The sequence below is a fragment of the Streptomyces clavuligerus genome, from assembly GCF_005519465.1.
Lineage (GTDB): Bacteria > Actinomycetota > Actinomycetes > Streptomycetales > Streptomycetaceae > Streptomyces > Streptomyces clavuligerus.
Window position 1 is genome coordinate 5,321,520 of the sequence record NZ_CP027858.1, and the last position, 12,886, is coordinate 5,334,405.

Annotated in this window: 10 protein-coding genes; 5 read left to right on the forward strand and 5 right to left on the reverse strand. The window is 74.8% G+C overall.

The features are described from left to right. Positions 1–75: 75 nt before the first annotated feature. The 5 genes from CRV15_RS22415 (at position 76) to CRV15_RS22435 (ending at position 7,247) form a co-directional block, all read left to right on the forward strand. Positions 76–3,036, forward strand: coding sequence for a DEAD/DEAH box helicase (locus CRV15_RS22415; protein WP_003960092.1), 2,961 nt, complete (start codon positions 76–78; stop codon positions 3,034–3,036). Further along, the gene (locus CRV15_RS22420) at positions 3,033–4,349 is read left to right on the forward strand and encodes an SWIM zinc finger family protein (RefSeq protein ID WP_003960091.1); all 1,317 of its coding nucleotides are present in this window, start codon (positions 3,033–3,035) and stop codon (positions 4,347–4,349) included. Before CRV15_RS22415 ends, CRV15_RS22420 begins: the two co-directional genes overlap by 4 nt. A gap of 44 nt (positions 4,350–4,393) precedes the next feature. After that, positions 4,394–4,819, forward strand: a complete 426-nt coding sequence (locus tag CRV15_RS22425) for a hypothetical protein (RefSeq protein WP_009995814.1) — start codon at positions 4,394–4,396, stop codon at positions 4,817–4,819. Between the two features lie 177 nt (positions 4,820–4,996). Next, positions 4,997–6,205: a cytochrome P450 family protein gene (locus tag CRV15_RS22430; protein ID WP_003960089.1), complete on the forward strand. Its 1,209-nt coding sequence runs from the start codon at positions 4,997–4,999 to the stop codon at positions 6,203–6,205. A gap of 604 nt (positions 6,206–6,809) precedes the next feature. Further along, complete coding sequence (locus CRV15_RS22435) at positions 6,810–7,247, forward strand: cupin domain-containing protein (RefSeq protein ID WP_003956653.1); 438 nt, start codon at positions 6,810–6,812, stop codon at positions 7,245–7,247. 37 nt (positions 7,248–7,284) lie between these two features. Here CRV15_RS22435 and CRV15_RS22440 read toward each other — a convergent pair whose 3' ends face one another. From CRV15_RS22440 to CRV15_RS22460, 5 genes are all read right to left on the reverse strand, one after another. After that, on the reverse strand, positions 7,285–8,331 hold the full coding sequence (locus CRV15_RS22440; RefSeq protein WP_003960088.1) for a carbohydrate kinase family protein: 1,047 nt from the start codon (positions 8,329–8,331) through the stop codon (positions 7,285–7,287). Beyond that, positions 8,328–9,230, reverse strand: a complete 903-nt coding sequence (locus tag CRV15_RS22445; protein WP_003956655.1) for a pseudouridine-5'-phosphate glycosidase — start codon at positions 9,228–9,230, stop codon at positions 8,328–8,330. The genes CRV15_RS22440 and CRV15_RS22445 overlap by 4 nt, the downstream gene beginning before the upstream one ends. 115 nt (positions 9,231–9,345) lie before the next feature. After that, positions 9,346–10,638 (reverse strand): MFS transporter, encoded by a 1,293-nt coding sequence (locus CRV15_RS22450; protein ID WP_230864213.1) that lies wholly within the window; start codon positions 10,636–10,638, stop codon positions 9,346–9,348. A 422-nt stretch (positions 10,639–11,060) separates the two neighbouring features. Next, a complete protein-coding gene (locus CRV15_RS22455) occupies positions 11,061–11,588 on the reverse strand; it encodes a methylated-DNA--[protein]-cysteine S-methyltransferase (RefSeq protein WP_003960085.1) in 528 nt (175 codons plus the stop codon). 70 nt (positions 11,589–11,658) lie between these two features. Continuing rightward, entirely contained in the window at positions 11,659–12,621 is a 963-nt protein-coding gene (locus tag CRV15_RS22460; RefSeq protein ID WP_003960084.1) for a glycerophosphodiester phosphodiesterase, read from the reverse strand. Positions 12,622–12,886: the final 265 nt, after the last annotated feature.

Consider the following 12,886-nt stretch of genomic DNA (forward strand, 5'->3'; position numbering starts at 1 on the left):
GAAGCAGGACGACACCACCGCCGTGCCGGGTGGTGGTGGCGTGTGACCCGACGGACCGGATGGGAGGCGACCCGTATGCCAGCCGAGATCACGCAGGTGCCGTACGCCTGCGCGGCCGTCTTCCTCCCCGCCGACCCGCCCCGCCGGGGCAGATTCGCCTTCTGGAACCCGGACGGCACCCGTCCGGCCGGAGCGGCGGACGAGATCACCGTCGTCGTCCCGTCCGATCCGCCGCGTCCCCCGGCCCCGGGACCCGGAGCATCCGCCGCCGTCCCGCCGCCCGACGCCGACAGCGGGACCGTCCCCGCCGTCGTCCTGCCCGTCGTCGAGGCCCTGCCCCTGCTGATCCGCGCCAGACACCATCCGGCGGCACACCCCGCGACGGCCTGCTGGGCCGCCGCCGCCCTGCACGCGCTCCATCTCGTCGCCCGCGGCAGACTCCTGCCCGGACTGACCGACTCCGACCACGACACCTGGCGTGCCGGACCGCTCGACGCCGAGGACATCGCCCAGCTCCGGGGCATCGCGGCGGCCATGCCGTACGAGGCGTACGCCGCGCCCCTGGCCGGGCCGCCCCCGCTGCTGCTGCCCGAGCCGGAGGCACTGGTGCGGGCCCTCTTCGACGCGGTCGCCGACAGCCTGCCCCGCACCCCGGCGGCGGCCGACGCGGTGGGCGCGCCCTTCGCGGCCACCGCCCCGCTGCGACTGCCCCACGCACGGGAGTGGGCGGCCGAGGCGGCGGCCGGGATGGACGCGGGCGTACGGGTCTCCCTGCGGCTCGACCTCTCCGCAGCCCGTCTCTTCGACACCGCCGCCGACGGGGCCGCGGCGGACGTCCGGGACGCGGGGGCCGCCGTCGTCCAGGTGCACAGCCTCGCCGATCCGACCCTGGTCGTCGACGCCGCCGTGCTCTGGGACGGGGGAGCGGACGGCTTCGGTCCGCGCGCCAGGATCGACACCGTGCTCGCCCTGCGCCGCGCCGCCCGGGTCTGGCCGCCGCTCACCGGACTGCTGGAGCGGGAGGTGCCCGACGCGCTCGCCCTCACCGAACCCGAGCTGTACGAGCTGCTGGGCCCCGGCGCGGCCCGGCTCGCCGACGCGGGGGTGAGCGTGCACTGGCCCCGTGAGCTGGCGCGTTCCCTCTCGGCCGACGTGGTCGTCCGCCCCGCCCGGGGCGCGCCGGGCTCCGCCACCGACGGCACGCCCTTCTTCGACAGCCAGGAGCTGCTGTCCTTCCACTGGCGGCTCGCGCTCGACGGCGACCCGCTGACCGAGGCGGAGATGGACACCCTCGCGGAGTCCCACCGTCCGATCGTGCGGCTGCGGGACCGCTGGGTCGTGGTCGATCCCGACCTGGTGCGCAAGGCCCGCAAACGCGAGCTGGGGCTGCTCAGCCCCGTCGACGCGCTCTCCGCGGCCCTCAGCGGCTCCGCCGAGGTCGACGGCGAGACCGTCGACGTCGTGCCCCTGGGCGCGCTCGCCGCGCTGCGCGACCGGCTCACCGCCGGTGCGCGGCCGGTGGCGGCACCCCCGGGGCTCGCCACGACGCTCCGCGACTACCAGCAGCGCGGACTGGGCTGGCTGGACCTGATGACCTCGCTGGGCCTCGGCGGCTGCCTCGCCGACGACATGGGGCTCGGCAAGACGGTGACGGTGATCGCCCTCCACCTCCACCGCGCCCGCCCCGAACCCACCCTGGTGATCTGCCCCGCCTCGCTGCTGGGCAACTGGGAACGGGAGATCGCCCGGTTCGCCCCCGGTGTGCCCGTGCGCCGTTTCCACGGCGGCGACCGCAGCCTCCCCGGCGACACGGACGGCCCCGGCGCGGCGAGCGGCCCCGGCGGCGCGGCGGGCGGCCCCGGTGATACGGGCGGCTTCGTCCTCACCACCTACGGCACCCTGCGGGGCCGGGCGGAGCGGTTGGCCCGGGAGCGCTGGGGCATGGTCGTCGCCGACGAGGCCCAGCAGGTGAAGAACCCCTTCTCCGCCACCGCCAAGGCACTGCGCGGACTGCCGGCGCCCGCCCGGGTCGCGCTGACGGGCACCCCCGTCGAGAACAACCTCTCCGAGCTGTGGGCGCTGCTGGACTGGACGACCCCCGGGCTGCTGGGGCCCCTGAAGTCCTTCCGGGCCCGGCACGCGCGCGCGGTGGAGCAGGGGGAGGACACGGAGGCGGCCGAGCGGCTGGCCCGGCTGGTGCGCCCCTTCCTGCTGCGGCGCCGCAAGTCGGACCCCGGCATCGTGCCCGAGCTGCCGCCGAAGACCGAGTCCGACCACCCGGTCCCCCTCACCCGTGAGCAGGCGGTGCTCTACGAGGCGGCGGTCCGCGAGGCGATGGCCGCCATCGAGGGCGCGGAGGGCATGGCACGCCGCGGGATGGTGATGAAGCTGCTGACCGACCTCAAACAGATCTGCAACCATCCCGCGCAGTTCCTGAAGGAGCCGGGCCGCACCGGACCCGGCCACCGCGGGAGCCCCGGCCGCGGACCGGGGACCCGGCTCGCCGGGCGCTCGGGCAAGCTCGCCCTGCTCGACGAGTTGCTGGAGACGATCCTGGCCGAGGAGGGCGCGGTCCTGATCTTCACCCAGTACGTCACCATGGCCCGGCTGCTCCTGGAGCATCTGTCCGCCCGCTCCGTCCCCGCCCAGCTCCTGCACGGCGGCACCCCGGTGGCGGAGCGCCAGCGGATGGTGGACCGGTTCCAGTCGGGTGAGATCCCCGTCTTCGTCCTCTCCCTCAAGGCCGCGGGCACCGGACTCAATCTGACCAGGGCGGGCCATGTCATCCACTACGACCGCTGGTGGAACCCCGCCGTCGAGGAGCAGGCGACGGACCGCGCGTACCGCATCGGCCAGACCCGGCCGGTCCAGGTCCACCGGCTGATCACGGAGGGCACCGTGGAGGACCGGATCGCCGGGATGCTGGCCGCGAAGCGGGCGCTCGCCGACGCGGTGCTCGGCTCCGGGGAGACGGCCCTGACCGAGCTGACCGATCGGGAACTCGCCGATCTGGTCTCCCTGAGGAGGCACCGATGACCCCGTGGCAGGGCCGCGCCGACGAGGGCACACCGCCGGTGCGGACCGGCTCGGCGCCCCGCCGCCGGCGCCGCCCGGCCGCCGCGCCCCGGCACGACGACCGGCGCCGCACCTTCCCCGCGCTCGAACCCCTCGTGGGGGACCGCGCGGCCGTCACCTGGTGGGGGCACGCGTGGGTGGAGGCCCTGGAAGACACCGCGCTCGACCCGGCCAGGCTCGCCCGGGGGCGGAGCTACGCGGGCCGGGGCCGGGTGGAGGCGATCACCGTCACCCCCGGCCGGGTCACCGCGTACGTCCGGGGCACCCGGGTGCGGCCGTACCGCACCGAGATCCGTCTGCGGACCCTCTCCGACGAGGAGTGGGAGGAGATCCTGGCCGCTGCCGCCGCCCGCCCCGAGCACATCGCGGCCCTGCTCGACCAGGACGTCCCCCAGGAGCTGGCGGGGACGGCCGGACTGCTCCCGTCGGCGGGGGACCTCGTCCCCGACTGTTCCTGCCCCGACGACGGCTACCCCTGCAAGCATGCGGCGGCGCTCTGCTACCGGACGGCGGCGCTCCTCGACGAGGACCCGTTCGTCCTGTTCCTGCTGCGTGGCAGGGGAGAGCGCGACATCCTCGCCGATCTCGCGCGCCGGGGAACGGAGCGGCCCACGGACGGGCGCCCTCCGGTGCCCCCGGCCGCGGTTCCCGCGCGGGCGGCCCTCGCGCCGCGCAGACTGCCGGCCCTGCCGCCGCCGTTCGCCCCGCCCGCGCACCCCGGCCGTCCGCCCGCCTATCCGCAGGCGCCGGGGGCGCCCGACCCGATGGCGCTGGACCTGCTGGCCTCCGAGTCCGCCGTCCGTGCCCACGCCCTGCTCACCGACGGCGCCGACCCGGTCGCGGGGCTCACCCGGGGACAGGACGCGGTCCGGCTCGCCGCCGCCCACCCGGGCTCCGGGCTCACCGCGTCCACCCGGGCCCTCTACCGGGACCTCGCCGGGGCCACCGGCCGCACCCCCACCGAGCTGGCCCGCGCGGTCGCGGCCTGGCGCCAGGGCGGCAGGGCCGCCCTGGCCGTCCTGGAGGAGCCCTGGGACCCGCCCGCCGGGCCCTTCGACCGGGCCCGGCCCGCGCTGGCCGCCGCCACGCCGCCCGGCCTGCCCGCCTTCCGCCCCTGGCGCAACCGTCTCTCCGGCAGCTCGTTCCAGCTCCGTCTCGGCCGGGACGGACTCTGGTACGGCTACGAGTCCGACCCCGGAGCCGAGGACTGGTGGCCGCGCGGCACCCCGGACGCCGATCCGGTGGGCGTGCTCAGGGCCCTGCGGGACCGATGACCGCTACCCTCGGGGAGGACGACGTCCGGCCAGGGGGAGGCGGAGTGGAAGCCGAGTTGGTGGCACTGGCGACAGCCGGTGCGACGGCGCTGGTCCAGCAGATGATCCAGGAGAGCTGGGGCCCGGCACGGGACCGGTTGGCACGGTTCTTCTCCCGGGGGACGGGGGAGCCCGGCGCGGTCACCGCCGAGCTGGAGACCTCCCGGGCCGAGCTGCTCGAAGCCCGGGAGACGCAGGACGAGGACATCGCCGCCGATGTGCTGGCCGAGTGGCGGATCAGGATGCGGCGCACCCTCCAGGCGGACCCCGGCGCCGCCGCCGAGCTGCGCGCGCTGCTGGACGAGATCGTCCCGGACCCCGGTACGGCCCCCGCCGTCGTCGTCCGGAACTCCATCACCGGCGGCACCCAGCACGGGACCGTCGTCCAGACGGGCACCATCGGCGACATCCACCTCGGGGGCGGCCGCTGACCCCGGGCCGTGCGACGCCGTACGCTCGGCGTCGGTCCGGAGACGGCGCTCCGCCCGGAGCGGCCTCCCGGAGCGGGCGCGGACCGTTCCCGAGGGTTCCCGGAAGAACGGACGAGCCGTCACCCGCTCGCCGGGGGAAGGGTGATCGGGACGGTTTGCCCTGTCTAGGGTGATCCCATGACCCTCCAGGACCCGACGCGCGCCCTGCTGGCCGACCCCTACGCCGTGTACGACGAGCTGCGCGCGACCGCCCCCGTCCACCGCATCATCGGCCCGGAAGGGCTGCCCGTCTGGATCGTCACCCGGTACGACGACGTACGGCAGGGACTGGCCGACCCGCGGCTCTCCCTGGACAAGCGGAACGCCCTGGCGGGCAACTACCGGGGATTCCGGCTGCCGCCCGTGCTGGACGCCCATCTGCTCAACATGGACCCCCCGGACCACACCCGTATCCGGAAACTGGTGACCCGGGCCTTCACCACCCGCCGGATCGAGGAGCTGCGGAAGCCGGTCCGGCGGATCGCCGACGGACTGCTGGACACCATGGCCGAACGGGACCGGGCGGACCTGGTCGCCGCGTACGCGGGCCCGCTGCCGGTCATCGTCATCTCCGAACTGCTGGGGGTGCCCGAGCCGTCCCGGCGGGACTTCCGTGAGTGGACCGACGCCGTGCTGCTGCCCGACCCCGACCACCCGGAGCGGGCCAAGGAGGCGGCGGGCAGCCTGGTCGCGTTCTTCTCCGGGCTGCTCGCGCACAAGCGTGAGCGCCCCGGCGACGATCTCACCTCGGCCCTGATCGCGGTGCGCGGGGAGGACACGGCCCGGGGCACCGGCCGGGGCGCCGACCGGCTCAGCGAGGACGAGCTGATGTCCCTCGTCTTCCTGATCCTCCTCGCCGGGTACGAGAACATGGTCCAGGTCATCGGGAACGCGGTGCACGCCCTGCTCACCCACCCGGAGTGGTGGGCCGCGCTGCGGGCCGACCCGGGTCTCCTCCCCGCGGCGGCGGAGGAGTTCGTCCGCTTCGAGAGTCCGGCGCAACTCGCCATCCGCCGCTTTCCCGTGGAGGACGTGACCATCGGCGGGACGACCGTCCCGGTGGGCGAGACCGTCATGCTCTGTCTGGGCGCGGCCAACCGCGACCCCGACCGCTTCCCGCACCCGGAACGGCTCGACCTCCGCCGGGACGCGAGCGGCCATGTCGCCCTGGGGCACGGCATCCACTACTGCCTGGGTGCGCCCCTGGCCCGGCTGGAGACCGAGGTGGCGATCGGCGCGCTGCTGGAGCGCTTTCCCCGACTGGCCCTCGATGTCCCGCCGGAGGAGCTGCGCCGCAGGCCGTCGACCCGGGCCCGGGGATTGATCGCCCTTCCCGTGCGCTACTGATCCGAACCCCCGGGCGGCTCACCGGGATCGGCCGACGCTGCTTCACCAGGGAGGCGATCAGCGGTTCTTCCCCTGGAGGGCCGCTTGTGCTCAGGCCGGGGCGATGTGCCGGGGCGCGCCCTCTTCGGCGGCGATGAAGCCCGTAAACCCGGAGGGAGCATCGGGTTTCGGCCGGATGGCCCCGGCTCCGGTGGCGTATCCGCAGGGCGCGTCCACTCGTTGGGGTGAAACGACGGTTGTTCCCTGGTGCCGTCGGCCTGATGTGTGCTGTCGATCAGGGTCCCGATGGCTCGTTCGAACTCCTGAGCAGGTCGTATGCGCTTGACGGGTGCGGTGGCAGCCCGGACGGCGGAGGTGGTCACGTCCTTGGGCCCCTGTGTGTCCGGCTGGCTCTTCGATGCTGTTCGTTTGCCCGTCGAACCCCTTCGTTTCTCTCTTCTCTCTCACCTTTTCCGCTTCGGTGGCGTGATCTGGATTTTGACGGCAGGCTGCGGCCGGACGTTCGGACGGCAACACCGTTATGGTGCAGATGAGTTGGAGGGCTTCCATGAGGTTCAAAGGAAGGTTGGGAAGTGCGGGACGCCAGGGGCGTGCACAAGGGGCCATGGTGCTGGCTGGCTGTCTCGGAATGATCGCCACCGTGCCGCCCGCCGCCGCGAACGCCGCACCCGGCGGCGGTGTCACGGGAAACCTGCTCGCCCAGGGCGTCTCGGAGAAACGGCTGATCCTGAAGGCCAACGGACCGGCCAATGTAGTGGTCCGGACGATCACCATCGACCCGGGCGGTTCCACGGGCTGGCACTACCACGACGGTCCGCTGCTCGTCGTGGTCAAGTCCGGGACGCTCACCCGGACCCTGCACGACTGCTCGGTCGAGGTGATGCCCGCCGGGTCGGCCTTCACCGAGCCGTCCGGTGTGGAACACCGCCATATCGGACGCAACCTCGGGACCGAACCCGTGGTTCTGTACGCCACTTATGTCCTGCCCCTGGGCAGTCGGCTGGCCGAGGACGCGGACGCGCCGTCCTGTCTGGGTGGATGAGCGGGGCCGGGCCGCTCGGCCCGGGGGTCCGCGCCCCTCAGTGAGCGGGCCGGGGGGCCCGGCCCGGCGGGGAGCCCGAGGAGGCGGACGGTGATCCGCAGGCGCCGGGCGGAACCGGCGGCGGGGGACGGCCCCCGACCACGGTGACCGCCTCCGCTCCCGCCCGGCAGCCCTCCGCCGCGGCGGCGGACACCCCGGCACCCGCCAGCAGGGCGGCGAGGAACGTCCCCGTGAAGGCGTCACCCGCGCCCGTCGGGTCCAGCGGCCGTACCGGGGGCGCGGGAATCGGCGCCCTGAGCACGCCGGACTCGGCCACCAGCGCCCCGCCCCGGCCCAGGGTGACCACGGCCAGGGGCACCCGCCGGCTCAGCGCGACAGCGGCCTCGGCCGGATCGGAACGACCGGTGAGGAACCGGGCCTCGTCGGCGTTGGGCAGCAGCGCGCTCACTCCGTCGTAGGCGGTGAGCGCGCGCTCCGCACCCAGCGTGCGCAGAAAACCCTCGGACGCGGGATCGACGCTCACCGGGACACCCCGGGAACGCGCCGCGCCGATCGCCACGCGGGCCAGCGCCCGACCGGACCCGGAGAAGAACAGATAGCCCGAGAGATGGAGTCGTCCGACACCGTCCAGCAGCGAGGCCGACCAGTCGGCGGGGGAGATGAGAGGGACCGCCCCGCTGTCCGTGAGGAAGGTGCGCTCGGTGCCGTCGTCCACCAGCGCGACCACGGTTCCGGTCGGCGCCGTGTCGTCGGCGACGAGCAGCGGACGCACCCCGGCGGCCCGTAATCGCTCCTCGTGCCAGGCGAGGTCGGACCGTCCGACCCGGCCGAGCAGCCGTACGTCCGCCCGTCCCCGGCGCGCGGCCCAGCAGGCGGTGTTGGCACCCGCGCCGCCGGGCAGCACCCGTATCCGGGCGGCGGTGTCGGTGCCCCGGGCGAGGGGGGCCGAGTGCCGGGCGACGACGTCGTTCATCACATCGCCGACGACGAGGAGGGCCGCCGGTCCGGCCCGGCCGCCCCCCGCGGAACCGCCGCCGGTGGCACCGTCGTCCGTGGCGCCGCCGTTCACCGGACCGCTGTTCACAGGGCCGCCGCGATGAGCGCGGCCAGCCGGACATTGCCGCGCACGGCGGCCACGTTCGCCTCCAGGGAGGCCCCTCCGGTGCGCCGGGTGAGGAAGTCCAGCAGGAAGGGGGTGACGGCCTGTCCCGCGATGCCCCGTTCGCGGCAGGCGTCCAGGGCCTCGCCGAGTACCCGGTCGTGCAGGGCGGGATCGAGCTGTTCGGACTCCGGGACGGGGTTGGCGACGACGAGCGCGGCGGGGCTCCCGCCCAGGGCCTCCCGCGCGCGGACCACCGCGGCGACCTCGTCGGGCGAGTGGACCGTCCAGTCCACGGGCTCCCCCGACGAGGTCAGATAGAAGCCGGGGAAGCGGTCCGTGCCGTATCCCACGACCCCGACGCCCAGCGTCTCCAGCCGCTGGAGGGTCGCCGGGACGTCCAGGACCGACTTCACGCCCGCGCACACGACCGTCAGATCGGTCTCCGCGAGGACCCGCAGATCCGCCGACTCGTCCTGTTCATGGGTCCAGTCCCGGTGGACGCCGCCGAGGCCGCCGGTCGCGAACACCCGGATTCCGGCCCGGGCCGCCAGAAAGGCCGTCGCCGACACGGTCGTCGCCCCGCTCGTCCCGGTCGCCAGCGCGGGCGCCAGATCCCGTCGGCCGAGCTTGCGGACCCCGTCGTCCTGCGAGATCCGCTCCCAACGCGCCCGGTCGAGACCGATATGGACCCGGCCGTCCAGTACCGCGATCCCCGCGGGGACGGCACCGGCGGACCGGACGATCTCCTCCAGCTCCGCCGCCACCGCCAGATTGCGCGGGCGGGGCAGACCATGGGCGATGATCGTCGACTCCAGGGCCACCACGGGCCGCCGGGCGTCGAGTGCTTCCCGTACTTCCTCGGTCACCTCGGTGAGCAGCATGTCCCATCCCTGGCACGGGGAACGCCCCCGCAAACCCGCCCTTCGCCCATCCTGCCCCGGGACGGAGACGGACCCGGGCCCGCGGTGCGACGGAGCCGGCCCGTCCGAGGGCCCGTCAGCCGGTGGTGTCCGGGCCCGCCTTCCGCCCCGGGCGGCGGACCGCCCCGCGGAACACGGCCCATCCCAGCCCCAGCACCAGCAGGGCGCCGATCAGATTGAGCAGGCCGTATCCCTGGTACGCGACGATCAGCCCGGCCAGGACCCCGCCCACGCCCGCCGCTGTGTTCATGGCGAGATCCGAGAGTCCCTGCACGGCCGCGCGCACCGGCTGCGGTACGGAGTCCGTGAGCAGCGCGGAACCCGCCACGATCCCCGCCGACCAGCCGAGGCCGAGCACGAAGAGCCCGACGGCCACCTGGCCGTGGCTCGGGCCCGCCGTCCCCGCCAGCAGCGCGGCCGACGCGAGCAGCGCCACCGCCAGACCGATCACCGTGAGTCTGCCGAAACGATCAGCCAGTCTTCCCATGACCGGCGAGAAGGCGTACATGCCTGCGATATGACCGCTGATCACCAGACCGACCAGCTCGATGTCCGCGCCGTGGTGGGTGAGGGCCAGCGGGGTCATCGCCATGATCGCGACCATGGCGGTGTGCGAGACGGCGATCGTGGCGAGGGCGAGCCGGGCCGCCGGCGACTCCCGTACCGCGAGAAGCCCCGCGCGCAGCGAACGGCCCTGGGGGGAGTGGTCTCCGGGCGTCAGGGCGCGGGCTGTGAGCAGGGGATCGGGCCGCAGCAGCGTCTGCACCACCACCGCCGCCACGAGGAACACACCGGCCGCCCAGACGAAGGGGCCCGCCTCGGTGGGGATGCCGAGCCCGGAGACGCTGCGCCCCGCCGGAGCGGCGATATTGGGGCCGAGCACGGCGCCGATCGTGGTCGCCCAGACCACCTGGGAAATGGCCTGCCCGCGCCGTTCGGGCAGGGCGAGGTCGGCCGCGGCGAACCGGGCCTGGAGGTTCGCCGACGACCCCGCGCCGAACACGGCCATCCCGAGGAGGAGCAGCGGGAAGTTCTCCACGGCGGCGGCGAGTACCACCACGCCCGCGCCCAGCGAGCCGACGGCGTAGGCCAGTACCAGGCCGGGGCGCCGCCCCCGTGCGGTCATGAGCGCGGCCAGCGGCATGGAGAACAGGGCCGTACCGGCCACGGTCGCTGTCGGGGCCAGCCCCGACAGCGCGGCGGAGCCGCTGATCCGCTCCGCCAGGACGGCGGCGAGCGCGATGCCCGTGGCGACGCCGAGCCCGCCGAGGATCTGACTGACGACCAGGACGGTGGTGACGCGCCGCCGGAGCGCGGGCAGCGCCTCCGCGGCCACCGTGCCGATGCCCGCCCGGGTGCCGCCTGACAGCGCTTCCGTGTCCGCCCCGGTCCCGGTGGTGCCGACCGGCGGTCCGGCGTCGGCCCGGCCCGGGGGAGCGGATGCGGTCCCGGCCCCCTCGGGACGGTCCGCCCCGGAGCCCGGCCCCGTCCCCTGTCCCGTTCTCGTTGCCGCTCCCCCGTCCCCTGTGCCCTCCGCTCCCGTTCTGCCCGCCGTGCTGTCCCTCGTGCCGTCCGTGGTGCCGTCCACGGGAACGGAACGGCTGCCCGGTCCGGTGCCGTCGGATATGCCAGATGTGTCAGGGCCGATGCTCACGCGCGCAGTGTGCCAGCCCGTGCGCGAGGACGACACCGCCGCCCCCGGTGGGGTGGCGCGCTCTTTTCTCTCCGGCCGGTGCGGTGTCCCCGGGTGCCGCGCCGGGTGGGCGGACGGCCGGCCGGCTGGGCCCCGGGTCAGAAGAGCGGCTGCGGCAGCACGCCCTCCAGTGCCAGGAGCTGTCGCTTGGTCTCCCGTCCGCCGCCGAATCCGCCCAGCTCACCGTCGGCTTCCACGACGCGGTGGCAGGGCACCAGCACAGGCAGGGGGTTGGACCCCATGGCGGCGCCCACCGCCTGGGCCCCGCCCGGGCTGCCGACCCGGGCGGCGAGGTCTCCGTACCCCACGACCGTGCCGTAGGGGACGGCGGTCAGCTCGCGCAGCACCGCACGGTTGAACCCCGCCGACAGCGTCCAGTCCAGGGGCAGGTCGAAGTCCGTCAGCTCGCCGCGGAAGTAGGCGGCGAGCTGACGTATGGGCTCGGCCAGCAGCCCCGCCCCCTCGGCCACGGGGCGGGCCCCGAGCCGGTCGGCCAGGTGGCCCAGGGCCCGGTCCCGGACGGCCGGAGTGGCGTGGAAGACCACGCTGACCACGCCCTCGGCGGTCGCGGCGAGCAGCAGCGGCCCGATGTCGGTGTCCACGACGGCCCACTCGAAGCTGTTCATGCGTCCACGGTACGACCCGCCACTGACAACGGGCCGGGCCAGGGCGGCCGGGCGGCAGGCGCGCGGAGGCTCAGGACCCGGCGGGGGCGGCCCGGTGGCCGGGGCCGCCCGCGCCGCCCTCCTCCAGCGCGTCCCGGACGACATCCGGCCGGTCCGTGATGATCCCGTCCACACCGGCGGCGGCGACCCGCCGCGCCCCGGCCGCGTCGTTCACCGTCCAGGTGCTGACCCTGAGGCGTTTGCCGTGCGGGCCCTTGAGCCGTTGCACGGCGGCGACGTACTCCGGGGTGACCGCGGTGTGCGGCGGGTTGATCTGGTCGGTGAAGGCGGCGTATACGGGCAGCTCCGTCAGCGGCGGTGTACCGAGGAAACCGGTCACCACCCCCGGGTGCTGCTCGCGCACGGCCCGCAGGCTCTGCGCCCCGAAGCTCTGGACGACGAGCCTGTGCCGTACATGCGCACGGTCCAGCCAGCCCCGCGCGCCCAGCTCCCGCAGGATGTCGCGTTCGATGCCCGGGTACAGCTCCGGTCGTTTGACCTCCAGCAGCAGGCTCTGCCGGTTGCGGTCGACCCGTCGCAGATAAGCCGTCAGGGTGGGTACCCGGGACCCCGCCCAGGCGGGACCGAACCAGCTCCCCGCGTCCAGGCCGGCGATCTCGGCGGCGGTGAAGTCCCGCACCCGCCAGGGGGCGCGTCCGGGGAATCGTTCCTCCACGTCGGTGGTGCGGGCCAGGGTCTCGTCGTGGACCACCACCAGCTCGCCGTCCCGGGTGCGCTGGACATCGTTCTCCACCCAGCGGAACCCCAGCCGGGCGGCGTGGTCCACGGCGGCCAGGGTGTTCTCGGGGGCGTGGGCGGAGGCTCCCCGGTGGGCGATCACCAGCGGCTCCCCGCGCTCCGGGGCGGGCGGTCCTGACAGGTGCCCGGCCGGGGCCCCGGTATCGGCCCGGGCGGGCACCACCGGCCCGGACAGCAGGAGGACACCCGCCCCCAGTGCGGCGGCGGTGGTTGCTGCGACGGTTCGTGTGTGCACCTCGACTCCTCACGGCGTTCGACGGGCGACCGGGTGAGCGTGACATCCGGCGGCGGGTCACGAACAGGCGAAGTGTGGCCAAAAAAGCGAACAGACCTACCCAGACCACCCCACGTACCTGTTTCTGCGGAGATAAATCTCTACCCAAATGTTTGCCAAGCGATGGTCAGGCCATACCCTCACCCCCGGGAAAGACGTTCCACCAGCGGGTCAAGGGGGCCACCGCCAGGGGACCGCCGCGATCACATACGGAGCGAAGGGCACA